Annotated in this window: 23 protein-coding genes and 2 pseudogenes; 11 read left to right on the forward strand and 14 right to left on the reverse strand. The window is 67.1% G+C overall.

The features are described 5' to 3' along the window. Positions 1 to 61: 61 nt before the first annotated feature. The 4 genes from G6N09_RS19245 to G6N09_RS19260 all read right to left on the reverse strand — a co-directional run bounded on the left by G6N09_RS19245 (position 62) and on the right by G6N09_RS19260 (position 3020). On the reverse strand, positions 62 to 499 hold the full coding sequence (locus tag G6N09_RS19245) for a PH domain-containing protein (RefSeq protein WP_083024737.1): 438 nt from the start codon (positions 497 to 499) through the stop codon (positions 62 to 64). A 47-nt stretch (positions 500 to 546) separates the two neighbouring features. Continuing rightward, the gene (gene ribH, locus G6N09_RS19250; protein WP_083024739.1) at positions 547 to 1029 is read right to left on the reverse strand and encodes a 6,7-dimethyl-8-ribityllumazine synthase; all 483 of its coding nucleotides are present in this window, start codon (positions 1027 to 1029) and stop codon (positions 547 to 549) included. Continuing rightward, positions 1030 to 2307, reverse strand: coding sequence for a bifunctional 3,4-dihydroxy-2-butanone-4-phosphate synthase/GTP cyclohydrolase II (locus G6N09_RS19255; protein WP_083024956.1), 1278 nt, complete (start codon positions 2305 to 2307; stop codon positions 1030 to 1032). A gap of 95 nt (positions 2308 to 2402) precedes the next feature. Continuing rightward, positions 2403 to 3020: a riboflavin synthase gene (locus tag G6N09_RS19260; protein WP_083024741.1), complete on the reverse strand. Its 618-nt coding sequence runs from the start codon at positions 3018 to 3020 to the stop codon at positions 2403 to 2405. Positions 3021 to 3239: 219 nt separating this feature from the next. Between G6N09_RS19260 and G6N09_RS19265 the strand changes: the two genes are divergently transcribed. Next, entirely contained in the window at positions 3240 to 3938 is a 699-nt protein-coding gene (locus G6N09_RS19265; protein WP_083024743.1) for an LppX_LprAFG lipoprotein, read from the forward strand. Continuing rightward, positions 3938 to 5491, forward strand: coding sequence for an MFS transporter (locus G6N09_RS19270; RefSeq protein WP_083024746.1), 1554 nt, complete (start codon positions 3938 to 3940; stop codon positions 5489 to 5491). The genes G6N09_RS19265 and G6N09_RS19270 overlap by 1 nt, the downstream gene beginning before the upstream one ends. A gap of 13 nt (positions 5492 to 5504) precedes the next feature. On the opposite strand, the gene ribD is transcribed toward G6N09_RS19270, so the two are convergent. The 4 genes from ribD to fmt are packed head-to-tail and all read right to left on the reverse strand — an operon-like array spanning position 5505 to position 9550. Continuing rightward, positions 5505 to 6536 carry a bifunctional diaminohydroxyphosphoribosylaminopyrimidine deaminase/5-amino-6-(5-phosphoribosylamino)uracil reductase RibD gene (gene ribD / locus G6N09_RS19275; RefSeq protein ID WP_083024748.1) on the reverse strand — a complete coding sequence of 344 codons (1032 nt, stop codon included), beginning with the start codon at positions 6534 to 6536 and terminating at the stop codon, positions 5505 to 5507. Further along, positions 6533 to 7210 carry a ribulose-phosphate 3-epimerase gene (gene rpe, locus G6N09_RS19280; protein ID WP_083024750.1) on the reverse strand — a complete coding sequence of 226 codons (678 nt, stop codon included), beginning with the start codon at positions 7208 to 7210 and terminating at the stop codon, positions 6533 to 6535. The genes ribD and rpe overlap by 4 nt, the downstream gene beginning before the upstream one ends. A 4-nt stretch (positions 7211 to 7214) precedes the next feature. Continuing rightward, a complete protein-coding gene (locus G6N09_RS19285; protein WP_083024753.1) occupies positions 7215 to 8612 on the reverse strand; it encodes an RsmB/NOP family class I SAM-dependent RNA methyltransferase in 1398 nt (465 codons plus the stop codon). Continuing rightward, positions 8609 to 9550: a methionyl-tRNA formyltransferase gene (gene fmt, locus G6N09_RS19290; RefSeq protein ID WP_083024756.1), complete on the reverse strand. Its 942-nt coding sequence runs from the start codon at positions 9548 to 9550 to the stop codon at positions 8609 to 8611. Before fmt ends, G6N09_RS19285 begins: the two co-directional genes overlap by 4 nt. A gap of 208 nt (positions 9551 to 9758) precedes the next feature. On the opposite strand from fmt, the gene G6N09_RS19295 reads away from it, so the two are divergent. Both G6N09_RS19295 and G6N09_RS19300 read left to right on the forward strand, forming a co-directional pair. Continuing rightward, positions 9759 to 10580, forward strand: a complete 822-nt coding sequence (locus G6N09_RS19295) for a class I SAM-dependent methyltransferase (protein WP_083024759.1) — start codon at positions 9759 to 9761, stop codon at positions 10578 to 10580. A gap of 122 nt (positions 10581 to 10702) precedes the next feature. Beyond that, positions 10703 to 11188, forward strand: a complete 486-nt coding sequence (locus G6N09_RS19300; protein WP_083024761.1) for a MarR family winged helix-turn-helix transcriptional regulator — start codon at positions 10703 to 10705, stop codon at positions 11186 to 11188. 24 nt (positions 11189 to 11212) lie between these two features. On the opposite strand, the gene G6N09_RS19305 is transcribed toward G6N09_RS19300, so the two are convergent. The 3 genes and pseudogenes from G6N09_RS19305 to G6N09_RS19315 form a co-directional block, all read right to left on the reverse strand. After that, positions 11213 to 12679, reverse strand: a complete 1467-nt coding sequence (locus G6N09_RS19305) for a bifunctional aminoglycoside phosphotransferase/ATP-binding protein (RefSeq protein ID WP_083024763.1) — start codon at positions 12677 to 12679, stop codon at positions 11213 to 11215. A gap of 59 nt (positions 12680 to 12738) precedes the next feature. After that, positions 12739 to 13620, reverse strand: a complete 882-nt coding sequence (locus G6N09_RS19310) for a universal stress protein (protein WP_083024765.1) — start codon at positions 13618 to 13620, stop codon at positions 12739 to 12741. A 140-nt stretch (positions 13621 to 13760) separates the two neighbouring features. Beyond that, positions 13761 to 14435: pseudogene (locus tag G6N09_RS19315) on the reverse strand (phosphoribosyltransferase); the annotation flags it as partial. Between the two features lie 552 nt (positions 14436 to 14987). On the opposite strand from G6N09_RS19315, the gene G6N09_RS20385 reads away from it, so the two are divergent. From G6N09_RS20385 to G6N09_RS19330, 3 genes are all read left to right on the forward strand, one after another. Beyond that, positions 14988 to 15830 (forward strand): DUF732 domain-containing protein, encoded by an 843-nt coding sequence (locus G6N09_RS20385; RefSeq protein WP_083024769.1) that lies wholly within the window; start codon positions 14988 to 14990, stop codon positions 15828 to 15830. A 99-nt stretch (positions 15831 to 15929) separates the two neighbouring features. Further along, entirely contained in the window at positions 15930 to 16913 is a 984-nt protein-coding gene (locus G6N09_RS19325) for an Acg family FMN-binding oxidoreductase (RefSeq protein WP_083024772.1), read from the forward strand. Positions 16914 to 16921: 8 nt separating this feature from the next. Next, a complete protein-coding gene (locus G6N09_RS19330) occupies positions 16922 to 17782 on the forward strand; it encodes a universal stress protein (protein WP_083024774.1) in 861 nt (286 codons plus the stop codon). A gap of 23 nt (positions 17783 to 17805) precedes the next feature. On the opposite strand, the gene G6N09_RS19335 is transcribed toward G6N09_RS19330, so the two are convergent. Next, positions 17806 to 19749, reverse strand: coding sequence for a primosomal protein N' (locus G6N09_RS19335; RefSeq protein WP_083024959.1), 1944 nt, complete (start codon positions 19747 to 19749; stop codon positions 17806 to 17808). A gap of 185 nt (positions 19750 to 19934) precedes the next feature. Between G6N09_RS19335 and G6N09_RS19340 the strand changes: the two genes are divergently transcribed. Then, positions 19935 to 21293, forward strand: a complete 1359-nt coding sequence (locus tag G6N09_RS19340; protein ID WP_083024777.1) for an alpha/beta fold hydrolase — start codon at positions 19935 to 19937, stop codon at positions 21291 to 21293. A 13-nt stretch (positions 21294 to 21306) separates the two neighbouring features. On the opposite strand, the gene G6N09_RS19345 is transcribed toward G6N09_RS19340, so the two are convergent. Then, positions 21307 to 22026, reverse strand: a complete 720-nt coding sequence (locus G6N09_RS19345) for a lysoplasmalogenase (RefSeq protein WP_109558885.1) — start codon at positions 22024 to 22026, stop codon at positions 21307 to 21309. Here G6N09_RS19345 and G6N09_RS19350 point away from each other — a divergent pair. The 3 genes from G6N09_RS19350 to G6N09_RS19360 all read left to right on the forward strand — a co-directional run bounded on the left by G6N09_RS19350 (position 22025) and on the right by G6N09_RS19360 (position 24962). Next, positions 22025 to 22951, forward strand: a complete 927-nt coding sequence (locus G6N09_RS19350; protein ID WP_083024780.1) for an esterase LipI — start codon at positions 22025 to 22027, stop codon at positions 22949 to 22951. The genes G6N09_RS19345 and G6N09_RS19350 overlap by 2 nt on opposite strands. A 4-nt stretch (positions 22952 to 22955) precedes the next feature. Further along, positions 22956 to 23342 (forward strand): VOC family protein, encoded by a 387-nt coding sequence (locus G6N09_RS19355; RefSeq protein WP_083024783.1) that lies wholly within the window; start codon positions 22956 to 22958, stop codon positions 23340 to 23342. Between the two features lie 69 nt (positions 23343 to 23411). Next, positions 23412 to 24962 (forward strand): flavin-containing monooxygenase, encoded by a 1551-nt coding sequence (locus G6N09_RS19360; protein WP_083024786.1) that lies wholly within the window; start codon positions 23412 to 23414, stop codon positions 24960 to 24962. 83 nt (positions 24963 to 25045) lie between these two features. Here G6N09_RS19360 and metK read toward each other — a convergent pair. After that, a pseudogene (metK, locus tag G6N09_RS19365) lies at positions 25046 to 26255 on the reverse strand (methionine adenosyltransferase). Positions 26256 to 26372: the final 117 nt, after the last annotated feature.

Raw genomic sequence — 26372 nt, forward strand, 5'->3', positions numbered from 1 at the left:
TAACCAGGCTATCGTGCGGCTTTACCCCGGCGAGCAGAGACAGATTCGCGCTCTGAGGGGCTCAAGGCTGCGATTCTGTGTCTGCTCGCGGGGATGACGGCCGGTACCGCGCGACCAGGGCGCGCAGCTCTCGCATCGCCTGCACGGCGTGTTCCTTGTCGGCGGACTGGATGGCGACCAGCGGAATGTACTCGTCGTCGGGGAGCTCCAATCGAGCCCAGCGTTTGCCCGGGGGGAAGGTCACCCCGACAACCTGCGACCAGGGAATCAAGTGGTCTGACAGCGCATTGCGGACAGAGATCCCGGACTCGCCCGCCCGAACCCGTGCCCGGGTCAGAAGCAGCAGCGCGCCGGCGATGATGAGGCCCAGAACCACGACCGCCACCTGGTCATAGGTGCGAAAGATCACCCCGCTGGCGCGAATGGTCAGAAGAAAGCTCACCGCGACGTGGATCGTCACGATCACTGTCGCGACCATCCAGACGCCATAGCGCATCATGCGCGGGCGTACCTGGAGATCCCAATGCGTAGATCCCGACGGCGAAGTCACAGCGCGGCGCGAAGATCGCGCAGGGTCAGCGCCGTGCTCAGGGCCGCAGCCGCCGCCTGAGCACCCTTGTCTTCGGTCGAATCTGGCAATCCGGCGCGGTCCAGCGCCTGCGCCTCATCGTTGACGGTCAGTACACCATTGGCGACCGGGGTCGCCGCATCCAGCGATACCCTGGTCAGGCCTTGCGTCACCGCGTCGCAGACGTAGTCGAAATGCGGTGTGGCGCCGCGGATCACGACACCCAGGGCGACCACAGCGTCGTGGTTTCGAGCCACTTCCTGTGCCACGACCGGGATCTCGATCGCCCCGAGCACCCGCACCACCGTGGGCTCGGCAATCCCCGCGTCAGCGGCCACCTTGCGCGCCCCGGCCAGCAGCGCGTCACAAATACGGGTGTGCCAGGTGCTGGCCACGATCGCCAGACGCAGGTTGGAGGCGTCGAGCGCCGGCATGTCCGGCACTCCTACGGCGGGACTCATCTACAGCGCCCCGCCGAATTCGTTCGGCAGCTGCGAGGCGTCGTCGAAGTCCTCCAGCCCGGTCAGGTCGTGGCCCATCCGGTCTCGCTTGGTCAGCAGGTAGCGGATGTTCTCCGAGTTGGCCCGTACCGGCAGTGGCACCCGCTCGAGGATGTGCAGGCCGTAGCCGTCGAGGCCGACGCGTTTGGCGGGGTTGTTGGTGAGCAATCGCATCGAACGAACCCCGAGGTCGCCGAGGATCTGCGCGCCGATCCCGTAGTCGCGCGCGTCGGCGGGCAGCCCCAGTTTCAGGTTGGCGTCAACGGTGTCGTCACCGGCATCCTGCAGTTGGTAGGCCTGCAGCTTGTGCAGCAGTCCGATGCCGCGGCCTTCATGCCCGCGCATGTAGAGCACTACGCCACGGCCTTCTTGCGCCACCATGGCCAGCGCGGCGTCCAGTTGGGGACCGCAGTCGCAGCGCCGCGACCCGAAAACGTCTCCGGTCAGGCATTCCGAGTGCACCCGCACCAGCACGTCGTCGCCGTCATTGTTCGGCCCGGCGATCTCGCCGCGAACGAGCGCGACATGTTCGACGTCCTCGTAGATGCTGGTGTAGCCGACCGCCCGGAATTCGCCGTGGCGAGTCGGGATACGCGCCTCGGCGACCCGCTCGATGTGCCGCTCGTGCTTGCGCCGCCACTCGATCATGTCGGCGATGGAGATCAGGGCCAGACCGTGCTCGTCGGCGAAAACCCGCAGTTCGTCGGTCTGGGCCATCGCGCCCTCGTCTTTTTGGCTGACGATCTCGCAGATCGCACCGGCCGGCTGCAGGCCTGCCATTCGGGCCAGGTCAACCGCAGCCTCGGTGTGACCGGGCCGACGCAGCACCCCGCCATCCTTGGCGCGGAGCGGCACCACGTGGCCGGGGCGGGTGAAGTCGTTGGTAGCGCTGGTCGGATCGGCCAGCAGTCGCATGGTCGTGGCCCGGTCCGAGGCCGAGATTCCGGTACCGACGTTGTCCTTCGCATCGACGGTGACGGTGTAGGCGGTGCCGTGCTTGTCCTGGTTGAGGGCGTACATCGGCAGCAGCCCAAGCCGGTCGCAGATGGCGCCGTCCAGGGGCACACACAGGTAACCCGAGGTGTAGCGCACCATGAACGCCACCAATTCGGGGGTGGCCTTCTCCGCGGCGAAGATCAGATCGCCTTCGTTCTCGCGGTCTTCGTCGTCGATGACCACCACGGCCTTGCCCGCTGCAATGTCGGCAACCGCCCGCTCGACGGTGTCCAACTTCGTCATCTGTGCCACCTTGGTTTCGCCATCGGAAAGCGCCCGGTCGGCGCAACCCGCCCGTCCAGTATGAACCACCCCGGAACCGCGGTTCGCCCCGTGACTCAATCCGTGGCTTTTGTCACCAGTCGCTCGACATATTTGGCGATCACGTCCACCTCAAGATTGACCAGTGTGCCGACCGCTGCACGGCCCAGCGTGGTGAGTTCCAGGGTGGTAGGAATCAGCGAGACTTCAAAGTAGTCATCGGGGTCTTCGGGGTTTGAGCCCACCGCCGAGACGGTCAGCGACGTCCCGTCAACGGTGATCGAGCCCTTTTCCACCACATAGCGCGCCAGTGCTGCCGGCAACCCGATCCGCACCACCTCCCAGTGCTGTCCCGGGGTACGGGCCAGCACCCGCCCGGTGCCGTCGACGTGGCCCTGCACGATGTGCCCGCCCAGCCGGCTGCCCAGCGCCGCCGCCCGCTCCAGGTTGACGGGGCTGCCGACCTGAAGCGACCCCAGGCTGGACCGATCCAGGGTTTCACGCATCACGTCAGCGCTGAACCGGCCGCCGGGCTGCACCTCGACCACCGTCAGGCACACGCCGTTGACGGCGATCGAGTCGCCGTGACGCGCGTCGGAGGTGACGGTGGGGCCCTCGATGACCAGGCGCGCAGCATCGGTGAGGTCCTCGCGGTCGACCAGCGCTCCGAGCTCCTCGACGATTCCGGTGAACATCAGAACAGGCTAGCGACGATCACGAGCGCGACGAAGTCGGGCGCAGTGGATCGTCGCCCCTCAGCACAGCGACGATCACGAGCGCGACGAAGTCGGGCGCAGTGGATCGTCGCCCCTCAGCACAGCGACGATCACGAGCGCGACGAAGTCGGGCGCAGTGGGCCGCATCCGTGGAACAAAGTCCCTGCTGCCCTACCTCGACCCCGCGGCCTCTATACGATGTCCCCCATGCGCAGACTTCTCATCGCCCTGGCCACCGCGACCACTGCCGCCGCGCTGCTCGCCGGCTGTTCGTCCAAGGACACCGGCGGTCCGCTGCCGGAAGCAGCACCGCTGGTCAAGGAATCGGCCACCACCACCGCCAACCTCAAGAGCGCGCACCTGGCGCTGTCGGTGACGGGCCAGATCAAGAATCTTCCGGTCAAGACCCTCGAGGGTGACCTGACGAACCAGCCGACCACCGCGGCCAAGGGCAGCGCAACCATCACGATGCTGGGGTCAGATGTCGACGCCAAGTTCATCGTGATCGACGGTGACCTCTACGCCGCGATCACCGGCGACGACTACGACAACTTCGGCTCCGCCGCCAATATCTACGACGTGGCCGCGATCCTGAGCCCGGACAAGGGCCTGGCCAACTTGCTGGCCAACCTCACCGACGCGAAGGCCGAGGGCCGCGACACCATCAACGGTCAGAAGGCCGTCCGGGTCACCGGCAATGTGCCCGCCGACGCTGTGAATGCCCTGGCGCCGCAGCTCAAGGCCACCGCGTCGACACCCGCCACGGTGTGGATCTCCGAAGACGGTGATCACCAGCTGGCGCAGGCTCAGTTGTCCCCCAGCTCAACCAATTCCATCCAGATGACCCTGTCGAACTGGAACGCTCCGGTCACCGTAGAGAAGCCGGCAGGAGCGTGATGCGGGTCAACCGCAGACTCGCGATCAGCGCCGGTAGCCTCGCCGTCCTGCTCGGTGCCCTCGACACCTATGTCGTGGTCACGATCATGCGCGACATCATGGCACCGCAGCCGGCGGGTGTTGGGATTCCGATCAACAAGATCCAGCAGCTGACCCCGATCATCACCTGTTACCTACTGGGCTACATCGCAGCGATGCCGTTGCTGGGTCGGGCCTCGGATCGTTTCGGCCGCAAGTTGCTGCTGCAGGTCAGTCTGATCACCTTTGCTGTCGGCTCGGTGGTGACCGCGCTCTCGACTGATCTCACGACCTTGGTGGTCGGCCGCACGATCCAGGGCGTCGCCAGTGGCGCTCTGCTGCCGGTGACGCTGGCGCTGGGCGCCGATCTATGGTCGCAACGCAACCGGGCCGGTGTGCTGGGCGGGATCGGTGCGGCTCAGGAGCTTGGCAGCGTGCTGGGCCCCCTGTACGGCATCTTCATCGTCTGGGCACTGCGTGACTGGCGCGATGTGTTCTGGATCAATGTCCCGCTGACCGCACTGGCGATGGTGATGATCCACTTCAGCCTGCCGTCGCGATCCGACACCGACACCGACGGTGCTCCGCCCGAACGCATCGACGTCATCGGCGGCCTGCTGCTGGCGCTAGCGCTGGGGCTGGCGGTCTTCGGTCTGTATAACCCCGAACCCACCGCCAAGCAGGCTCTGCCCGACTGGGGTGTGCCGGTGTTGGCGGGGGCGTTGGTGGCCACCGTGGCGTTCGCGGTGTGGGAGAAGTTCGCACGCACCAAACTGATCGACCCGACCGGTGCCCGATTCGGCCCCTTCCTCGCAGCGCTGGGCTCCTCGGTCTGCGCCGGAGCGGCGTTGATGGTGACGCTGGTCAATGTCGAACTGTTCGGTCAGGGCGTACTGGGGATGACCCAGAACGAAGCGGCCGGGCTGTTGCTGCGGTTCCTGATCGCTCTGCCGATTGGCGCGCTGGTGGGTGGCTGGATTGCCACCCGCATCGGTGATCGCGTCGTAGCGTTCTTCGGCCTGCTCATTGCCGCCAGCGGTTACACGCTGATCTCGAAATGGCCGGTCGATCTGCTGAGCTACCGGCATGACGTCTTCGGGTTGTTCTCGCTGCCCGCCCTCGACACGGATCAGATGCTGGCCGGCTTCGGATTGGGTTTGGTGATCGGGCCGCTGACGTCGGCCGTGATGCGGGCCGTTCCGCCACGTGAGCACGGCATCGCCGCCGCGGGAGTGGTGGTGGCGCGGATGACCGGGATGTTGGTCGGGATGGCGGCATTGTCGGCGTGGGGCCTGTATCGCTTCAACCAGATCTTGGCGGCTCAGCCTAAGGCGGTCGGTGAGACGCTGGCGGAGAAGATGGTCAGCAAGGCTGCCAACTCCAAGGTGGCGTTCGCCATGATGTACGGCGAAATCTTCTGGATCACGGCTCTGGTCTGCATGGTGGGCGCCGTACTCGGGCTGTTGATCGGCAGCAACAGGCTGTCCGCGGAGGACCCGGAGGACTCTGCGCCAGAGGCGGCGATCGCGCGCTGAACGGTACCGGCCGTCAGTGCGGCACCAGGCTCAGCACCAGGTCGGGTCCGATCTGCTCGGTGGTGTCGAAGCGCCAGCGCAGGGCTCGGGCGATGGTGGGCACTCCGACGTCGTCGACGGCGGTGATCGGTCCGCCCAGCAGGATCGGCGCAACATAGGCCAGGATCCGGTCGATCACGCCGGCGCGCAGAAACGCTCCGGCCAGCGTGGGACCACCTTCGATCAGGACGTCGGTGCGATCCGAGAGCGCCCTGAGCACCTCGGCCGGGTCGTGGGTGCGGATCACCATGGTGCGTGAGTCGTCATTGAGCACGCGCGCGTCCGCGGAGATCTCACGCTGCCCCACCACCACCCGCAGCGGCTGACGCTCGGCAAGGGTGCCGTCGGGCAGCCGGGCGGTCAATGTGGGGTCGTCGATCAGCACGGTGCCCGTGCCCACCACGATGGCGTCGGCCGCGGCTCGGCGGCGGTGCAGGTCGGCGCGGGCCGCCTCGCTGGTGATCCACTGGCTGGAGCCGTCGGCGGCCGCGCTACGCCCGTCGATGCTCGTCGCGTACTTCCAGGTGACGTGTGGCCGCCCGGTGCGCTGCTTGTGCAGCCACTCCCGCAAAGGCCCGGTGCTGACCGCCTCAGCCTGAACTCCGGATAGCACCTCCACACCTGCGTCGGCCAGTCGCCTGGCGCCGCCGCCTGCGGCCGGGTTGGGGTCATCGATGGCGTAGACCACCCGCGCCACCCCGGCGGTCAACAGCGCGTCCACGCACGGCGGGGTCCTGCCGTGGTGATTGCACGGTTCCAGGGTGACGACCGCCGTGCCGCCGACGCTCAGTTCGCCGGCCCGGCGTAACGCCACCACTTCGGCGTGCGCCTCACCGGTCGGCCGCGTGCCCCCGACACCTGCCACCCGGCCTTCACGGTCCAGGATGACCGCACCGACCGGCGGATTGGGATAGGTGTTGCCCTTGACCCGCTGCGCCTGGGCGACCGCCAGCAGCATCGCGGCGTCGAGGTCCGTGACGTGCTCGGCGGTCGGCTTGGCGCTCATGCGCGCAGATGCGGTGACGCAGCCAGTGCCTGGCGGCGCAGCGATTCGACGGCAGCGCCTGGGTCGGCCGCGCTGTAGACGGCTGAGCCTGCGACGAAGCAGTCGACGCCGGCCTCGGCGGCCTGTTCGACGGTGTCGGCGTTGATGCCGCCGTCGATCTCCACCAGGATGCGCAACTCGCCGGCATCGACGAGTTTGCGCACTGCGCGCACTTTGCTCAACACCTCGGGGATGAAGGACTGGCCGCCGAAGCCGGGCTCCACCGACATCACCAGCAAGGTGTCGAAGTCCCGCAAGATCTCCAGGTAGGGCTCCAACGCGGTACCGGGTTTGATGCTGAGCCCGGCTTTGGCGCCTGCGGCCCGGATGTCACGGGCGACCGCGACGGGATTGTCGGTGGCCTCGGCATGGAAGGTCACGTTGTAGGCGCCGGCCTCGGCATACGGCGGCGCCCAGCGGCCCGGATCCTCGATCATCAGATGGCAGTCCATCGGGATGTCGGTGGCCGCGAGCAGGCTCTGCACCACCGGCAGGCCGAGCGTCAGGTTCGGCACGAAATGGGCATCCATCACATCGACGTGCAGCCAGTCGGCGCCCTTGACGGCGGCGACCTCATCGGCGAGGCGCGCGAAATCGGCCGAGAGGATCGACGGCGCGATCATGGGTCGTGACATGCGCTCAGATTACTTGTAGCGCTGCCGCGAACATGGCGTCGGTGCCGTGCCGGTGCGGCCACAGCTGCACGTACGGACCATCCCCGAGCATGTCGGCCGGGGCGAACAGCTCTCGGGTGTCCAACGTGCGCACCGGTTGCCGGCGCAGGGCGTCGGCCACCACACCGACCGTTTCGGACAGATGCGGCGAACAGGTCGCGTAGAGCACCACGCCCCCCGGCCGGGTCAGCGCGATCGCTGCGGCCAGCAGCTCGCGTTGCAGTTTCGCCAGCACCGGGATGTCGCCGGGTTGCCTGCGCCACCGCGCCTCGGGCCTGCGGCGCAGCGCACCGAGCCCGGTGCAGGGCACATCGACCAGCACCCGGTCAAAGCCGGGCTGCAGACCTGAGTCGCGGCCGTCAGCTGTCAGGACCTCCACGCCCAGGCCGCGGGTGTTGTCGGCGACCATGGCGGCCCGATGCGGCGCCTGCTCGACTGCCGTGACCCGCGCCCCGACCTGTCCGCCGAGGGCGGCCAGCAGGGCCGTCTTACCGCCAGGCCCGGCGCACAGGTCCAGCCACCGGCCGGTGTCACCCTCGACCGGGGCCAGGGTCAGCGCGCGCGCCACCAGCTGGCTGCCCTCGTCCTGGACCAGGGCCTGCCGCGTTCGCACGGCGTCGAGCTGGCCGGGGTCGCCACCGGGCAGGTAGACCGCGTAGGGCGAATACCTACCGACGTCGCCGTCGACCGCCGCGGCCAACTCTGCCGCGGTCAGGGCGCCGGGTCGGGCGGCCAGGTGCACCCGCGGACGCTCGTCGTCCCCGGCCAGCACCGCGTCGAGTTCACCGGCGGCGGCACCCAAGGCGTCGGCGAACGCCTGCGCAATCCACCGCGGGTGGGCCCGAACGAAGGCGGCATGGCCGATCGGGTCACTGTCGGCGGTCGGCGCCAGCTCGGCAGTCCAGGAATGTTCGTCGCGGCCACTGATGGTTCGCAGCACCCCGTTGACGAAACCCGCTCGCGCGGAATCGAACTCAATGGCGGCTTGATCAACGGTGGTCGACACCGCGGCATGAGGCTCCACCCGGGTGCGTAATAGCTGGTAGCTGCCCAGCCGCAGCAGATCCAGCAACACCGGGTCGATGGTGTCGGTCGAGCGTTGCGCAGCAGCGCTGATGATCGCGTCGAGCAGCCCGCGGACTCGACAGGTGCCGTACGTCAGTTCGGTAGCGAAAGCGGCGTCGCGCCCCGTGATCCGGCGTTCGGCCAACAGTGCCGGCAGCGCCAGGTTCGCGTAGGCGTCCCGTTCGGTCACCGCCCGCAGCACGTCGAATGCGGCCCGGCGCGCCGGATCCAGGGGCTTCCGCTGGGTCTTTCGCGGGCCGGCCTGGCCACGGTGGGGCCGCCTCGTGGGCCCGGTCATGACGCCCGCACCTCAGCGTCGATTCGGGCACCGCGCGCCCAATCGGTGGCGTCCATGAGTTTCTTTCCGGGCGGCTGGATCTGTCCCAATCGCACCGGGTCTGATCCCGTACCAACCAAGAGATCGCGCCGCCCGACGTGAATCTGGCCGGGCGCCAGTTCTTTCGGGCCGTCATCTGTGATCTTGGCGACGGTGACCGGACCGATCTTCACTCGCAGGTCGCCGATAACGGTCCAGGCCCCCGGATTCGGCGTGACAGCTCGGATCCTGCGCTCGACTACCGCGGCCGGCAGATCCCAACGCACCCGGGCATCGTCCACGCCGATCTTGGGCGCATAACTGACTCCGTCGTGCGGTTGAGGTACTGGATTGAGCGCACCGTCGGCTATGCCGTCGAGAGTCGCGGCTAGCAGTTCGGCGCCCGAGACGGCCAACCGCGCCAGCAGTTCTCCCGCGGTGTCATCGGCACGGATCGTCTCGGTTGCCACGCCGTAGACCGGCCCGGAGTCCAGTTCCGGCTCGATCGCAAACGTGGTTGCCCCGGTCACCTGGTCACCGGCGGCGATGGCTGCCTGCACTGGTGCGGCGCCCCGCCAGGCGGGCAACAGCGAGAAGTGCAGGTTGACCCAGCCGTGCGTCGGTACCGCCAACAGTGCGTCCCGCAGCAGCGCGCCGTAGGCGACCACGGGGCAGCACTCCGGCGCCAGGTCGGCCAGTGCGGCGACCGATTCCGGCGCATTGGGCTGCGACGGCCGCAGCACCGGAATGTCGTGGTCAAGGGCAAGCCGTGCGACCGGGGACGGCTGTGGACTGCTCCGCCGCCCCGAGGACGCGTCGGGTCGGGTGAGCACTCCGACCACCTCGTGACGCGGTGAGTCGATCAGCCGTTGCAACGACGGCAACGCGGTGTCCGGGGTGCCGGCGAAGACAATGCGCACCGGAACAGTTTAGGGAAGCCGGGGACCGCGATTCGCCAACGCTCACCTACAGCGACCCCACAGAATACTGGCAACTAAACACTATTGCGGACTGCAACGATCGACGACTAACACTGGAGTCAAGCGGTACAGATCTCATGCGAGCACGACGGGCCGCCCGACAACGGAGTCCACACGCCACGCTCGCATCCCTGTTCAGGAGGCTCCGATGACTGTCGACTACACCGCGACCGGCGATACCCTGACCTCGCTGCACCGAAACATGTGGGCGATGGGCGACTACGCCTTGATGGCCGAGCAAGTGATGGCCCCGATCGGCCCGATCCTGGTCGACGCCAGTGGCATCAGAGCCGGCGACCGGGTCCTCGACGTGGCTGCCGGGTCCGGCAACATCTCCATTCCGGCCGCCATGACCGGCGCCACCGTCGTCTCCAGCGACCTGACCCCCGAACTCCTGCAGCGGTCGCAGCTGCGCGCCATCGAGCACAACGTGCCGATGCAGTGGCACGAGGCCGACGCACAGGCGTTGCCGTTCGCCGACGGCGAGTTCGATGCGGTCCTGTCCGGGATCGGGGTGATGTTCGCCCCCGACCACCAGCGGGCCGCCGATGAGCTGATCCGGGTCTGCCGCCCCGGCGGCACCCTCGCCCTGGCGAACTGGACACCCGAGGGGTTCTTCGGACGGATGCTCACCGCAATCCGGCCGTATCGCCCCACCCAGACGCCGGGCGTGCCCCCGGCGGCATTGTGGGGCCGGGACGACTACGTCGCACACCTCTTCGGCGACAAGGCCACCATCATCGAAGCCCGACGCTGCATGCTGGTGGTGGACCGGTTCGCCAATGCCCATGAGGCGCACGACTACTTCAAGACCCACTACGGTCCGACGATCGACGCCTACCGCACGATCGCCCACAATCGCGCGCTGGTCGCCGCACTGGATGCCGAGCTTCTCGAACTGGCCCAACGACACATGCACCACGGCCTCATGGGTTGGCAGTACTTGCTGCTCACCGCCCGGAGAACCTAGGCACGCCAGCTGCGTTCGGGGATCCCGCGAATCATGCGCATGGCAACAGTGGCTCTGTGTAACACTGGGTTGCACCAGACCAGCGAAGCCCAGCTGACAAGCCTGAACCGAGGTGACACCGAATGGCCACCGCAGATGTGGCGGCAACCGACGAGTCTGTCGATGCGATCACCGATGCACTACTGACCGCTTCGCGGCTCTTAGTGGCCATCTCGGCGCACTCGATAGCCCAGGTGGACGAGAGCATCACGATCCCCCAGTTCCGGACATTGGTGATCCTCGCCCGCCACGGTGCGATGAATCTGGCCACCCTGGCGGGCCTGCTCGGCGTCCAGCCTTCGACGACCGGGCGGATGGTTGACCGACTCGTGGGCACCGGCCTGATCGATCGCCTGCCGCACCCCACGTCGCGGCGTGAACTGGTGGCAGATCTGACCCCACGCGGACGAGACGTGGTACGCCAAGTCACCGATCAGCGCCGGGCGGCGATCGCCCACATCGTGGAGGCGTTACCCGCGACAGAGCGTCGGGGGCTGGTCAGCGCTCTGACCGCATTCACCGTGGCCGGCGGAGAGCCGTCCGGCTACGCCGAAGAGTTCGACATCTAAAAGGACGAGCCGGGATCGCCCTCATCACCGATCCTGAATCATGTTGCGCCACAGCTCCTGCGCCGTACAAACACACTCAGCGAGCGGCCTCGCGGTGTCGACACGATGCGCGGTGTCCCAGTCGAAGCCGTCAGCCGTCAAGGCCGCGGCCAGCTGTGGCGTCGCATCGGAATTACCCGGCACCCGGCTTCTGATTCGTTCTGCGGCGACGGCAGCCGGCACAACACAATGGATCTCGGCGATCAGGGCAAGTCTGTCGGCGGCCAGTCTGCGGGCCTCGGCACGCAGCTTCGCATCGCGCCAGGTACCGTCCAGAATCACTGACTGACCATTGGCCAGGACCAGCCCTGCCCGCCGCAGGATCTCGTGGTAGACGGCGGCGACGTTGGCCGCTGTATACAGACCCGAGCCCAGTTCGCCGGGCTCTCCGCTCAGGTACCCGGATCCGCGCAGCTCCTTTCGAACATCGTCGGTCGAAATCACCACCGCACCCACCTGTTCGGCAAGTCCTCGCGCAAGGGACGACTTTCCGGTTCCGGGACCGCCACCGACAAGCACCAGCCGCACCGCCCCGGCCTCAAGATGACTGACGGCGATAGACAGGTGGCGAGCCGCAGCCGCGGCGGCATCCGACTTTCCCTGGGTCAGCTGCACACAGTCAACTTTGGCCCGCACCGCCGCACGATAGGCGATATAGAAATCCCGCAGCGACGACGGCGCGGTGTCGCGCGAATATTCCGTGTACCGGCTCAGGAAGTAGTCGCTCAGATCGGTACGGCCGAGGAATTCCAGGTCCATCGCAAGGAAAGCGGCATCGTCGATGCGGTCCAGAAAGCGGAGCTCATCGTCGAATTCCAGGCAGTCGAGCAGCACCGGCTGATCGTCCACCCAGAAGATGTCATCGGCGAGCAGGTCGGCATGGCCGTCGACAATGCATCCTTCCTCGATACGCCGGGCGAACAAAGCTGCCCGGCCCGCGAGATAGTCGGCGGTAAGGCGCTCCACCCGCCGCAAGGACTCTGCCGGCACGGCCGTGCCGATGTGATGGCGCAAGGTCGGGAAGTTGTCGAAACACCTTCTGCGTATCGCTTCGGGCTTGCCCTGCAGGTTGATCCGCCGGCTGCGATCAGCTCGCTCGTGGAATTCAGCGAGTACGTCGGCGATCCTGTCGAGCACATGCTCGACGGGTTCGCCACGCGTCACCAGCGACGTAAGCCGATCATCGTGGTGATAGCGCCTCATCACGACAACCGGTTCCGGTGCGGAGCGGGAAAGGTCACCGAAGTGGGCGACCCCGATGTAGCTGTCGGGCGCAAGTCGACTGTTGAGCGCGACTTCTCGCGCGCACGCCTCCTCGCGCTGCTCGACCCTCCGGAAATCGAGGAAGTCGGTCTGCACGGGCTTCTTGGCCTTGTAGGCCCGATCGCCGACCAAAACCACCACACCGGAGTGCGTTTCGTGGGCCGCGACATAAGGCACTGAAGACTCCATGCCATCAAGTGTTACTCGGAGTGGGAACTGCGGACAGGGCAGCAGTTCGCGCGACGTGGTCAGCTCGGGTCTGGGCGGACCACGATCACCGGAGTCCTCGCGCCGTGCGCTACCGCGGAACTGACCGAACCCAGGAGTTGACTGGCAAACCCACCACGGCCGTGACTGCCGACGATGACAAGCTGCGCGTTATCGGCGGCCTTGAGCAACCAGCGGGCAGGCTGGTCGCAGAGCACCCGCCGCTCGACAGTCACATCCGGATATTGCTCCTGGTAACCGGCAAGCCGCTCTGCGAGCACCTCGTGCCCCTGCACTTCATAGCTACGCCGGTCCATGTTGAGGATCGGCATGACCCCCACATCGCTCCAGGCGTGCAGTGCCACCAGCGACACTCCACGACGGGAGGCCTCGTCAAATGCCAGCGCTGTTGCTCGTTCCGAGACCGGGGAGCCGTCGATACCCACGACCACCGGCGCATCCTTCGCGCCGGTACGGTCGTTGCCAATCACCGCGATCGGGCCGTAGCCATGGTGAATCAGGCTCGTGCTCACCGAGCCCAACAACAGGCGTCCGATAGAGCCGAGGCCAGTCGAGCCGGTGACCGTCATCCAGCTGCCCTTGGTGGCACCAATCAACGTCGAGACCACTTGTGCGTATGCCATCTCGGCGTGCACCTCGGGCGATCCGGCCTCGCCCCGATTGGACTCGACCACCTCACGTGCCCGAGTGAGGATCCTGGTGGCCTCGTCGGCCTGCCAGGTCGGCACTCCCTCGTGCATCGGCCCGGGCGGCCATCCGGTCTCCAAGGGTGTCACCACATGCAGCAATGTGATCGGCAGCTGGCGCATGATCGCCTCCTGCGTGGCCCATGCCACCGCCGCATCAGCCTGCGCTGAGCCGTCGACCGCGACGACGATTCCCGGTGTTCCGACAGGTGACATCTGTACTGCCCTCCACTCATGTCGACCAGCCAATCGATCAGGCTCGACTGCGACGTTATTGCCCTCTGATGCGATTCGCAGGAGTCGTTGGACCTCAAGTCGAGTGCCATTGGCCCCACCGCTGCGCACGGCCGCTGCTACGCAGTCTGGCTGGCAAGCAGTTGGCAGACCTGCGCATCGGTGACCTGAGCGAAGTCCCTGTACGAATCTCCGACTGCGAGAAACGGGGTAGGTGTCGTCACGCAGACCATGTCGTCGACGGGGCCGGAGAGGGCCCGAAGGGTGGATTCCGGAGCCGCCGGAACGGCGATGACGATGCTGGACGGCTCGGCGTCCCGCAATGCCTGCACCGCCGCGAGGATGCTGGCACCGGTGGCCAACCCGTCGTCAACGAGGATGACTGTCCGGCCTGCCACGTCCAGCGGTGGGCGGCCCCTGCGGTAGGCCGACTCCCGACGGCCCAACTCCCGACCCTCGCGTTCGGCGACATCACGCAGCTGTTGCGGCGTGATTCCCAGGTCACGAACCACATCGTCGTTGACGACGATCCGTCCCCCGCTGTCCAGCGCTCCTATCGCGAGTTCTTCGTGGCCAGGAGCGCCGAGTTTGCGCACGATAAACGCGTCCAGCGGTACCCGCAACGCCGCCGCGACCTCCCACGCCACGGGAATTCCACCCCGCGCCAAACCGAGCACGATGACGTCGCTGCGATCGCGATACACGCCGAGCAGACCAGCCAGCACCTGGCCTGCCTCCCTGCGGTCACGAAATCTCCTTCGCGGCGGCCATACTCCGGCCTCGGCCGCGCCGCTCATGGTGCTTTCCGCATGACGCCGTCTCCCTCGAATCGACGACTGATAGCACCTATTGCACCCCGAACTCCGCTATCGCGAAAGGGGGGACGAAGTCCCGAGTTCGGGGGACGATTGTCATTCGAATACCCACAGCCGGGCTGGCACTTCCTCCTTGTTAGTTACCTGCAAACTCTTGCGACAGAACAAATCCGGTGGTGCAATAGGCTTATCACTTCAGATACGGCAGCTGCCGAGTCGACAGCCACCGCCCCTTCATTGGAGGCACAGCTCATTTCCCACCGCAGCAAACACCACTGACGACATACCTGTTCTCGTGTCTCGCATGCACCGAAGCCGGTCTGGATTGTCGGTGCCTATGAGGCCGCCGTGTGCGTCTCCGAGATATCCCTGGTGACCCCATCAGTCAGCGGATACCCCACGCATAGGGCAAGTAGCCCGTAACGACATCACCCGACGCCCGCCCCGCTTTGCCAGCACAGGACTGTCGATTCTGTTGCGCGGAAGGGCCGCTCCCGGCGGCGAGCGCGGTCCGTACAGAACGGAGACCCGTTCATGAGTATCCCCAGGGCGATCTACCTCGGCACCATGATCACCGCGACGCTAGTGGCCACAGCCGCACTGCATCCCATCAGTACCGCCGCGGCAGATCCGAACCAGGATGACCAATTTCTGGCCGTCCTCCACAGCAAGCAGATTCCCGCTATCGAGAACCCGCCGACGGTCATTGCCGCGGGCCATACCGTGTGCCGCAAACTCGACAGCGGAATACCGGCCGCCAATATCTTGGACGAGTTGCGGAACGACGCATACCAGATGGACCCGCTCCTGCATTCCCAACCGGGACGAGTCTCTGAGACCATGAGCCGATTCATCGCAGCGGCGGTCCAGATCTATTGTCCCGGAGATGAAAGCAAGATCGTTTCGCTGATGTTCAGCCTCGCTGAGCCAGTCGGCAACTCCCCGCGTCTCTTCACCGTGGCGGGCTACCGGACCCTGGCCGGCTGGCGCAGCACTTCAGCGGGGTTGTCGCTCGACACCGCGGCGACCGGAGACATCGCCCAACCGCCGCCGGAGCTACCGTCGCCCAAGTCGCCGAAGGCGAAGATCCCGCATACTCCACGGGTTGTCACGAAACACCCCACGCCACGGCAACCACCTCCGCCTCCGCAGATCGCGCCCCCGTCGGTACAACAGCTTCCGCCCCCGCCGCAGGCCGAGCCTCCGGCCGGGCGCCCGGAACCGGGCAGCGCCGCCGACGGCAGTGGGCCTGGTGATGGTGGCGGCGAACGCCCCGGCGGTGGCGACGGCCCGGTAGGGCCCCCACAAGACAACCCGGCAGAGCCATCACCGGTACAACCACGGCCACCGGGAATGATCCAACTCGTTCCGTGGTGAGTCTCAGCAGAGTCCCGAACCCAAGGAAGTACCAACGGCCCTAACGCCGGACTCGGGATGCGGGGAACCATAGACGGCAGAGGCAGATCGGAGGCCGAAATGTCCGCCTCGCGCACAACAGTCACGACAATCAGGAATGCGCTGTCGGCCGCTGGACGTGCACCGTCCTTGCACAATATTCAACCGTGGCGCTGGGTCCTAGACGCTGACGAGCTGCGCCTGTATCTGGACCGCAGCCGGGTGTTGCCGTCCGACCGCGGCGGACGAGAAGCAGTCATCGGCTGCGGAGCTGCGTTGGATCACCTGCGAGTGGCGATAGCCGCCGCTGGCATGAACGCCATCATCGAACGGCTGCCCAATCCCAACAACCCCGACCACCTCGCATCGATCCAGTTCACTCCGATGAGCTACGTCACCGACGGGCACCGTCTTCGCGCAGAGGCGATCTGGGCACGCCACAGTGACCGGCTGCCGCTGAATCCGCCCTCGAATTGGGCGGCGTTCGAGCCCGTACTGCGCAGCCGTATCAAGGAATACGAAGTGCAACTCGATGTGCTGCCCGAAAGCGCCCGCGCCCGCTTGGCGCAAGCGTCGCAACTCACCGAGTCACTTCGCCTCTACGACTCCGCCTATCATGCCGAATTGCACCGGTGGGCAGTGCCATTCGCATCCTCTGAAGGTATTCCCTATGACGCATTGACATCGGCTACCGAAACCCAGCGAGTCGATGTCGGCCGCCGGTTTCCGACGCCACACCACGCGGAGCGCAGGGCCCAGATCAGCGAAGACAGGTCGATGGTCGCGGTGCTGTCCACCACGACCGACACGCGCGTCGATGCCTTGGCGGCCGGCGAGGAGCTCTCGGCGGTATTGCTGGAATGCACCATGGCGGGACTGTCCACCTGCCCGTTGACACATCTGACCGAGGTTCAGGTCGCGCGGGACATTGTCGAGACTCTGCTCGGAACCGTCACCCTCCCCCAAGTTCTCGTCCGGATAGGCACCGCCCCGGTCGCCGAGGACATTGCACCCCGCACCCCGCGCCGGCCGCTCGATGACGTCCTGACCGTTCTGGACGGATAGGACGTCGAATGGCGAAATCGCGATCCTCAGTGGGCAGTGTTGTCGTCGGCCTAGACGCTTCTCGCTCGGCAATGCAAGCCGTCCTGTGGGCAGTCGATGAAGCCATCCACCGCCAGATTCCGGTGTACCTGCTCTACGCCCTCGGCGAAGAAGCCGGTGGGCGCGACGACGCGGAAAGCGACACTGCGGTAGCCGAACGGACGGTTGGCAGCGCCATGTCGATGATCGAAGCGCTGAAGGTTCCCGTCCAATTCGAAGCACAGATCGTGCGCAGCCGGCCCATCACGGCACTCCTGGATGCCTCGCGGTCAGCAAGCATGATTTGCGTTGGCTCCATGGGATTTCATCACTTGACGCGCGGGCGCATCGGTTCCACCTGGCCGGCACTGTTGACCTCCGCACGTTGCCCGGTGGCGGTCGTACCGCGGACCCATCAGCCCGGTTCCCGGGGAGTCGATCTGATACTCGCCGTGGTGGACAACGCCTCGACCGCAGACGATGTGCTGGAGCTCGGCGTCAGCGAAGCATGCCTTCGCGACGCACCCCTGCGCGTCTTTCTGCTGAGGCACACTCACCACCGCGATTCCTGTCCGAAACCGATACCTGTGGATGGCCGCACAGTGGTGGAACGCCGAGTGGACCACTGGCGTCGCACGCAGCCGAAGCTCGACATCGAGATCGTCTGCGACCACAACGACCTGCTCAACTATCTGGAGCAGCTGCAACGCCACATCACCCCGCTCCAATTGATCGTCGTCGACCCGCGGCGTCCCGGGCCGCTGGATCTGCTGCTGGGCGTCGCGGCCCGAGCGCCGTTGGAGGCCGCCGGTTGTACCGTGATGACCTGCACGCGGCGCCAGTGGTTGTGATCGCGGTACGACCACAGACAGCATCAGCCAATGTGCAGCGGATCGATCTGCACCCGCACCGGGTGGTGTGATCCCCGAGCACTGAGGACCCCGATGCCGTGGCGCAGGGCAGCGGCCAGCGCCAGGCCGTGATCGCGATTCACCCGCACCAGCATCCGGATCACGTTCAGCTGTTCGGGCACACCGGCCGGACGCCGCACCCCCGGGGGCAGCGGTACCGGACCGAGTAGATCTGCGCCGGCCGGTAGCCGCGCCTGTTCCAGCAGCGCCGTCACGGATTCGGAGTCACCGTCGAGTGCCGCGATGTGCACCGCTGGCGGTAGTCCCACCTCGGTTCGAGTGGCCAGCTCTGCCTCGGCGTGGCTGACCGGGTCCCAGCGGATCAGGGCCTGCACCGTCGGGATGGACGATTCGGCGACCACCGTCACCAGGCCGCCCGACTCGCGGTTACGCACCAGGGCCGCCGCGGCCATCCAGCGGCGCAGCGTGTCCTCGGCCGCTCGCAGATCCTGGCGCCCCAACAAAGCCCAACTGTCCAGAAGTAGCGCTGCCCCGTACCCGTGCGGGGCAGCGGGTTCGGCGCCGGGGGTGGCGATGACCAACGCCGGGCCGTCCTCGATACGGTCCACAATGGTGTCACCGGCGGAGGTGATCACCGGGGTGCCCGAGAAGGCGCGGCCGAGCTCCTCGGCGGTGCGCCGAGCACCAATGACCACCGCACGCACCGCATCCGACCCGCACCGCGCACACCGCAGGGCGGGATCGGCCCGACCGCACCAGCGGCAGACCGCCGAACGCCCCCGCTCCGGCAACGACAGCGGGCCGGTGCAATGCCGGCAGCGAGCGACGGTGCGGCACCGCCCACACGCCAGGGAAGGCACATAACCCCGCCGGGGAACCTGCACCAGCACCGGAGCGCCGGAAGCAAGGGCACTGCGCGCACTCTGCAGGGCGATCGTCGGCAACCGGGCGCTGCGTGCTGCTGCGTCGCGCTGCTCGGCATATCCGGTGTCGTCGAGGGCCATCACGCGGGGCGCGGCGGCGCGCAGCACCGCCCTGGGTGCCACCACGTCATGGGCCCAACCGCTATTCACCAAGGCGTGTGCCTCCGCGGTCCGGGCATAGCCGCCGATCAGTGCGGCACAGCCGGCCAGGTGCGCCCGAAGCATCGCCACCTCACGCGCATGGGGGTACGGTGCCCGCGGTTCGGCCAACGAATCGTCACCGTCATCCCAGACCATCACCAGCCCCAGATCGGCCAGCGGGGCGAAAACCGCACTACGCGTTCCGATCACCAGCCGTGCCCCACCACGCAGCACCGACAGCCAGCGCCGGTAACGCATGGCCGGCCCCAGGCCCGCCGACAATGCCACGACTGCAGCCTCGTCGATCCGGGCCGTCACCGCCCGCGACAATGCGTCGACGTCACGCTGATCGGGCACAATGGCCAACGCCGTGCGTCCAGCGCGGATCGTCTGGGCTGCGGCGTCGACGAACCGCTCGGTCCACGAATCGCCCGGGGCTACCTGCCACACGGCGCGCGCAGCCCGACCTTCGCCGAGCGCAGCCAAGAATGCTGCACCCGCGCCGTAGCGCTGCCATCCCGACGGGTCGATCGGCGCTAGGACCGGCGGGTCGGGCCTGGTGGTCACTTCGCGCTCCACCCGCGCGTGCCGCGGCGGCACCGCCAATCGCAGCACGTCGGGCCGGGTGCCGGCGTACCGCGCCGCCACCGCCTCCACCAGCCGACGTATCTCGTCGGTCAGCACCGGCTCGCCCGAGACCACCCGCTCCAGTCGGCCCAGCCGGCCGACGTGGTCGGTGTCGGCGCGTCGCTCGAGTACGAAGGCGTCGACAAGTCGGCCATGGAAGCGCACCCGCACCCGCGTTCCGGGCCGAGCGTCCTTGGACTGCTCGGGCGTCACCAGATAGTCGAACTCGCGGTCCAGGTGCGGCACCGACAGCATCGGCAGCACCCGCGCCACCGGTTCGTCGGGTCCCTGGACAGGCCCCCGATTCCCCTCTCCGGCGTCGACGCTCACCACGCAGGTGTAGCAGACGCCCGCGACCGGGTCATCCGGCGGATCACAGCGGGCACCGACTGTGTATCGGCGCAGACGCGCCTGATCCCGCTGCGCTAGCTTGCTGCGGTATGCGCCAACAGCCCGGGACCTCCGCGCTCGCAGCGCAGGGCCGCGAAGCCGACCTCGCCGCTCGGATGAAGCGCGCTGCGCACACCGACCTCATGGTTGCCGCCACCCTGCGCGAGAGCACCGAGCACGCCCGCTCCGGCCGTCGACAGCTCGACGCCATCCATGCCGAGATCCGCGACGCCCTGGATCGTCAGCGACCTCTCGGGTGGGACACACCCACCGGTGCCCGTCAGGCACAGACCTTCCTGGCCGCCAAGGCCCGGCAGATCTACCGGGTGATCGCCGACGCCGTGGCCGACAATCGACGGCAGACGACCCTGCTGCGATCGGTTCATGCCGGCTACCCAATGTCGGCCCGGCTGCGCGACCGGCTCAACCGACAGGCATTGGCTGATGATCTGAATCGTGTGGAGTCCGCCACGTCGGCGATCAGCCCCACCGACATGGCGCGCTACCGCAACGCGTTACAGGTCCGCGACGGGCTGGCGGTCAACGGCGCCGACGGCGCGGAGCCGGTCTTGCTGCTCATCTATGAGCCGACCGCATTCGATGGCCGTGGCCGGGCCGCCATCGCAATCGGGGACCCCGACACCGCCGACAACACCACCTTCTTGGTTCCTGGCGTGCGCAGCAGCGTCCAAGGCGGCTATCTCTCCTACCCGGATGGCCGCAACATCTATCGCGAGGTGGTCCGGGCCGACCCGGACCGCACCGATTCCGTCGTCGTGTGGATGGGCTACCGCACCCCCGACAGCCTGCTCGATCCCGCGGTGGCGCAACCTACCGCTGCGCGCGCAGGCGGCCGGCTCCTGGCTACCGATGTCAACGCCGTGGCGATGTCGCATATCGGCCCGTCGCACGTCACCGTGATCGGTCACTCGTACGGCTCGACGACGGTGGCGGACGCGGCGGCCGCTGCGGGGATGCGCGTCGACGACGTCGTGCTGGTCGGGTCACCGGGGACCGACCTGGCCCACACCACCAACGACTTTCATCTTCCCGCTGGCGGGCACGTTTTTGTTGGGGCGGCCTCGTCGGACCCGATCACCGGTTTCGGCGGGCAACCACAACTGCCGGTACCCGCGACGTCGGCGACGGTTGGGCTCGGCGCCGATCCGGCCACCGACGGCTACGGGTCCACCCGATTCAAAGCGGAGGCTCGTGGCGTGGCGTTACCGATGACGGGCCACAGCTCCTACTTCGATCCCGCCGGTGAATCCCTGTTCAGCATCGGCGACATCGCCTCAGGGCACGGCGATGCGTTGGCCAGACACCACATGACCGCGCCGCACCGCCTTCGGCTGCCCGCCTTCGATCCCGAACGGCTACGTCCCGGGACCGGCGGTCACCGACATTGAGCGCCGCCGAAGGTCAGCCCTGGGCCGCTTCGGCGCTCGGGGACCGGCCGAAGAAGAACCCGGCCGTGATCAGCAGCAACGCTGCCGCATAGGTCCACCAGACCGGTACTGCGAGCATCTCGTTTCCCAACACGAATTTGCTGATCGCAATCATCGAGTCCGACACCGCAAAGCACACCGCACCGATCGCCGTCCAGGGCGTGGGCAGCTTCGCCAGCAGTGCGGCGCACACCATCGCGGCGAGCACACCGACGTACACCACCACAGGGACGGTCATCCCCTCACGGGCCATTCCGGGCCAGAGCCAGACCAGCATGGCCAGGCAACCGACGCAGACCACGCCCACTCCCACAAGCCCGCCGCGCGATACCTGGGCCAGCGGTAGCAGGGCGCCGAGAAAACACAGATGCGCCAACAGGAAAGCCGTCAGACCCGCGACGAAGGAGGGTTCCCACCACGGGATCGCCAGCAACCAGTCACCCGTCGCAGACAGGATGAGCGCCGGGATCAGCCACCTCGACTCCCGCAGGATCGGGTGTGCGACCGCGGCGAACGCGAGCAGCACCGCCATGGCCGCCTTGAACGCCGGCTGACCAATCCACTGCCCGGTCAGTTCCGCGCCGGGCCCCGACCGCAACGCGACCACCGTCAGGAAAACGCCGTAAGCCACGCCCAGCCATCCCGCGGCCGCCCACGAGGAGAAGACTCGGCGGGTTGCGTACGGTGTTTCCATGCCAGCAATCGATCCCATAGTGCTGAAGGTACTGGACGCTGTTCCGTTCCGGTTGACCCTGGATGACGGTCCCGAGCAGGCGCGGCGCACGATGCGCGACCTGCCGCGACGGCCCGTGCACCCTGAGCTGCCGAGCGAAGACCGGGTGATCGACGGCCCCGGCGGCGACCTGCCCATCCGCATCTACCGACCGGCAGGCACCGAATCCGGGTCCGAGCCGGTCGTGGTGTTCTTCCACGGCGGCGGTTTCGTCGCCGGTGATCTCGACACCCACGACGGAACCGCCCGTATGCATGCCGGCGACACCGGAGCAGTGGTGGTGTCGGTGGATTACCGCTTGGCCCCCGAGCACCCCTTCCCCGCCGCAGTCGAGGATGCGATGGCGGCCACCGAGTGGGTTGCCGAGCATGCCGCGGAACTGGGCGTGGATCCGCACCGGCTGGCAGTGGCCGGGGACTCGGCCGGCGGAAATCTGGCCGCGGTGGTTTCGCAGCTGGCCCGCGACGCCGGTGGGCCCTCGATCGCGTTCCAGCTGCTGTGGTATCCGGCCACCAGCTACGACGGCAGCCTGCCCTCGTTCACCGAGAACGCTGATGCCCCGATCATCGACAGCAAGGCGATCGCGGCGTTGACGCTGGCTTATGCCGGACACGTCGATCTCAGCGATCCGCCGGCGGCGCTGGCCCCGGCTCGGGCAGCGAATCTGGCTGACCTGCCACCGGCCTATATCGCGGTGGCCGGCCATGACCCGCTGCGCGACGACGGCATCCGTTACGGCGAGCTGCTGGACGCCGCCGGAGTTCCGGTGCAGGTACACAACGCCGAAACCCTGATTCACGGGTATCTGGGCTATGCCGGGGTGATCCCGGCGGCCACCGAGGCCGCCGAGCTGGGACTGGCCGCCCTGCGCAACGCACTGGCCTGACGCGATGCGGCTGAACCAGATCACCGTCGGCAGCATCGATCTCGACCGCGCGGAACGTTTCTACCGGCTGCTGGGTCTGCGACTGATCGTCAAGACGGACGATTATCTCCGGTTCGAATGCCCTTCCGGCGACAGCACCTTTTCGGTGGAGCGCGTCAGCGAGGTCGCGGCCGGTGAGCAGGTGACGATCTACTTCGAAGCCGACGACCTCGACGGTCAATACCAGCGGCTACGGGGTTCGGTGGAATTCACCCAGCCGCCCACCGATATGCCGTGGCTGTGGCGGGAGGCCCGGCTGCGTGATCCCGACGGCCACCGACTGTGCCTGTTTTGGGCCGGTGAGCACCGCCGCGATCCACCGTGGCGCCTGCCGCCCCAAGATTTGCCGTAACAGCACCCCGACCCGGCCGCGGGCGCGCTACCGTCGATCTCGTTCGACGGCGGCGGCAAGGAGCAGATCGTGAACGAACGACCCGACCACGAGGTCTTGATCATCGGGGCCGGATTCTCCGGTATCGGGGCTGCGATCTCCCTCGACCGGGCCGACATGACGGACTACCTCATCATCGAAGCCGGAGACGGTGTCGGCGGCACCTGGCACTGGAACACCTATCCGGGTATCGCCGTGGATATTCCATCGTTTTCCTACCAGTTCTCTTTCGAGCAGAGTGCGGACTGGTCACGAACCTATGCGCCCGGCCAGGAACTGAAGGCCTACGCCGAACACTGCGTCGACAAGTACGGCCTGCGTTCCCGAATACGGTTCGGCACCGTGGTGTTGTCGGCGCACTTCGACGAGGAGCGCGGCTGGTGGCGGGTGCAGACGGATTGCCAGGATGAGCGCCGCGGTTCAGCGAGGCTCGACGAAGGAGAGGCGAAGCTGGGACCGCGGGATGAGCGCCGCGAGGTCAGCGCCCGATTCGTGATCAATGCCAGCGGCGTGCTGACCACCCCGAATCTGCCCGAGATCTCCGGGGTCGAGACCTTCGCCGGCGTGACGATTCACACCGCGCGTTGGGACCACTCGCAGGACCTGACCGGTAAACGGGTCGCCGTGATCGGCACCGGGGCCTCTGCCGTTCAAGTCATCCCGGAGATCGCGCCAAAGGTTTCCTCGCTCACCGTGTTTCAGCGGACCCCGATCTGGTGCTTCCCGAAGCTCGACCTACCGCTGGCGGCACCGATGCGCTGGGCCATGCGACTGCCCGGCGGCAAGGCACTGCAGCGCCTGGCCAGCCAGGCCTACGTGGAGGCGACATTCCCCATCGCGGCGCAGTACTTCACGGTGTTTCCACTGGCCAAGCGGATGGAATCGGCGGGACGGGCATATCTGCGCCGGCAGGTGCACGACCCGCAACTGCGTGCGAAGCTCACGCCGCACTACGCCGTCGGATGCAAGCGTCCCGGCTTCCATAACACCTACCTGTCGACGTTCAACCGCGACAACGTGCACCTGGTGGTCGACCCCATCGACCGGATCACCCCTACTGGTGTGGTCACGGCCGACGGCACGGCCCACGACGTCGACGTGCTGATTCTGGCGACCGGGTTCAAAGTGATGGACAGCGACAACCTGCCCACCTTCAGTGTCACGGGGGTCGGCGGTCAAACACTGCACCAGTTCTGGGACGAACACCGGCTGCAGGCCTACGAAGGTGTCAGCATCCCCGGGTTCCCCAACATGTTCAGCGTGTTCGGCCCCTACGGTTACGTCGGGTCGTCGTACTTCGCGCTGGTCGAAGCTCAGACCCACCACATCGTCCGCTGTCTCAAGCGTGCCCGCGGCCGTGGTGCTACCCGGGTGGAGATCTCCGAAGCCGCCAACGCCCGCTACTTCGCCGAGATGATGAGCAAACGGCATCGGCAGGTGTTCTGGCAGGACAGTTGCAAGCTGGCCAACAGCTACTACTTCGACAAGAACGGCGATGTCCCGCTACGCCCCACCACCACGGTGGAGGCCTATTGGCGCAGCCGGCGCTTCGATCTCGACGACTACCGGTTCAGCGCCTGAGTTTTACCGCGCGAGCGTGAATCTGGCTTCACGTCCGGCGCCGAGCGTGAAGCTGCCTTCACGCTCGGCGGCGGCCAGTCGAATCAGATGGCGCGCTTGAGGTCGTCGACCTTGTCGAGCTTCTCCCACGGCAATTCGATGTCGGTACGACCGAAGTGACCGTATGCGGCGGTCGGTGCGTAGATCGGCCGCAGCAGGTCCAGGTCACGCACGATCGCGCCGGGGCGCAGGTCGAAGACCTCGGGCACGATCTTCTCGATCTTGATCGGGTCGACGGTGGCGGTGCCGAAGGTCTCGATGAACAGACCGACCGGTGCGGCCTTGCCGATGGCGTAGGCGACCTGCACCTCGACGCGCTGCGCCAAGCCCGCGGCGACGATGTTCTTGGCCACCCAACGCATCGCGTACGCGGCCGAGCGGTCCACCTTCGACGGGTCCTTGCCGGAGAAGGCACCGCCGCCGTGGCGAGCCCAGCCGCCGTAGGTGTCGACGATGATCTTGCGGCCGGTCAGGCCGGCGTCACCCATCGGCCCGCCGACGACGAAGTTGCCGGTCGGGTTGATCAGCACGCGGGTCGAGGAGGAGTCCAGCGTCTCGTGGGCGAGCTCGGCAAGCACGGTGGAGATGACGTGCTCGCGCAGGTCGGGGTCCAGGGTGTTGACCAGGTCAATGCCCTCGGCGTGCTGGGTGGAGATCACCACAGTGTCCAGCCGGGTCGGGACGTCATCTTCGTACTCGATGGTGACCTGGGTCTTGCCGTCCGGACGCAGGTAGTCCAGCGTGCCGTTCTTGCGAACCTCGGTCAGACGCCGCGACAGCCGGTGGGCCAGCGCGATAGGCAGCGGCATCAGTTCCGGGGTGTCGGCGATCGCGTAGCCGAACATCAGGCCCTGGTCGCCGGCGCCCTGGGAGTCCAGCGGGTCGGCTGCGCCCTCGACGCGGGCTTCGTGTGCGGTGTCGACGCCCTGGGCGATGTCGGGCGACTGTGCGCCGATTCCGATGTTGACGCCGCAGCTCGCGCCATCGAAACCCTTCTCCGACGAGTCGTAGCCGATCTCCAGGATGCGCTCACGCACGGTGTTGGTGATGTTGGCGAACGCCTCGCGGGCGCTGGTCGTGACCTCACCGACTACGTGGACCTGGCCGGTGGTGACCAGGGTCTCCACCGCGACCCGGAGCGGGGTCATCGGCGAGCAGTGCGTCGAGCACCGAGTCGCTGATGGCGTCACAGATCTTGTCGGGGTGGCCTTCGGTCACCGACTCACTGGTGAACAGCCGTCCCTTTTCGCTCACAATGTCGCCTTCCGGGTAATCGATCCAAAAGTTGGCTCGGGCAAATATAGCGATGCGGTCTTCGGGAGAGCCTGGCAGCCCGGCGCCCACCCCCGCGCCACGGGCCGGGTGCTGGCT

The sequence above is a fragment of the Mycolicibacter minnesotensis genome, from assembly GCF_010731755.1.
Taxonomy (GTDB): Bacteria; Actinomycetota; Actinomycetes; order Mycobacteriales; family Mycobacteriaceae; genus Mycobacterium; species Mycobacterium minnesotense.

Coding starts and splice junctions, on each gene's coding strand:
- G6N09_RS19335 (WP_083024959.1), bottom strand. CDS start 19,749: ATGCTGTCGGTGCCGCACCTGGACCGCGAGTTCGACTATCTGGTGACG.
- G6N09_RS19325 (WP_083024772.1), top strand. CDS start 15,930: ATGTCCGCCTCGCGCACAACAGTCACGACAATCAGGAATGCGCTGTCG.
- ribD (WP_083024748.1), bottom strand. CDS start 6,536: ATGAGCGCCAAGCCGACCGCCGAGCACGTCACGGACCTCGACGCCGCG.
- G6N09_RS19270 (WP_083024746.1), top strand. CDS start 3,938: ATGCGGGTCAACCGCAGACTCGCGATCAGCGCCGGTAGCCTCGCCGTC.
- G6N09_RS19310 (WP_083024765.1), bottom strand. CDS start 13,620: ATGTCACCTGTCGGAACACCGGGAATCGTCGTCGCGGTCGACGGCTCA.
- G6N09_RS19340 (WP_083024777.1), top strand. CDS start 19,935: ATGCGCCAACAGCCCGGGACCTCCGCGCTCGCAGCGCAGGGCCGCGAA.
- G6N09_RS19345 (WP_109558885.1), bottom strand. CDS start 22,026: ATGGAAACACCGTACGCAACCCGCCGAGTCTTCTCCTCGTGGGCGGCC.
- G6N09_RS19350 (WP_083024780.1), top strand. CDS start 22,025: ATGCCAGCAATCGATCCCATAGTGCTGAAGGTACTGGACGCTGTTCCG.
- G6N09_RS19330 (WP_083024774.1), top strand. CDS start 16,922: ATGGCGAAATCGCGATCCTCAGTGGGCAGTGTTGTCGTCGGCCTAGAC.
- G6N09_RS19295 (WP_083024759.1), top strand. CDS start 9,759: ATGACTGTCGACTACACCGCGACCGGCGATACCCTGACCTCGCTGCAC.
- G6N09_RS19255 (WP_083024956.1), bottom strand. CDS start 2,307: ATGACGAAGTTGGACACCGTCGAGCGGGCGGTTGCCGACATTGCAGCG.
- ribH (WP_083024739.1), bottom strand. CDS start 1,029: ATGAGTCCCGCCGTAGGAGTGCCGGACATGCCGGCGCTCGACGCCTCC.
- G6N09_RS19260 (WP_083024741.1), bottom strand. CDS start 3,020: ATGTTCACCGGAATCGTCGAGGAGCTCGGAGCGCTGGTCGACCGCGAG.
- G6N09_RS20385 (WP_083024769.1), top strand. CDS start 14,988: ATGAGTATCCCCAGGGCGATCTACCTCGGCACCATGATCACCGCGACG.
- rpe (WP_083024750.1), bottom strand. CDS start 7,210: ATGTCACGACCCATGATCGCGCCGTCGATCCTCTCGGCCGATTTCGCG.
- G6N09_RS19355 (WP_083024783.1), top strand. CDS start 22,956: ATGCGGCTGAACCAGATCACCGTCGGCAGCATCGATCTCGACCGCGCG.
- G6N09_RS19300 (WP_083024761.1), top strand. CDS start 10,703: ATGGCCACCGCAGATGTGGCGGCAACCGACGAGTCTGTCGATGCGATC.
- G6N09_RS19305 (WP_083024763.1), bottom strand. CDS start 12,679: ATGGAGTCTTCAGTGCCTTATGTCGCGGCCCACGAAACGCACTCCGGT.
- G6N09_RS19285 (WP_083024753.1), bottom strand. CDS start 8,612: ATGACCGGGCCCACGAGGCGGCCCCACCGTGGCCAGGCCGGCCCGCGA.
- G6N09_RS19245 (WP_083024737.1), bottom strand. CDS start 499: ATGATGCGCTATGGCGTCTGGATGGTCGCGACAGTGATCGTGACGATC.
- G6N09_RS19265 (WP_083024743.1), top strand. CDS start 3,240: ATGTCCCCCATGCGCAGACTTCTCATCGCCCTGGCCACCGCGACCACT.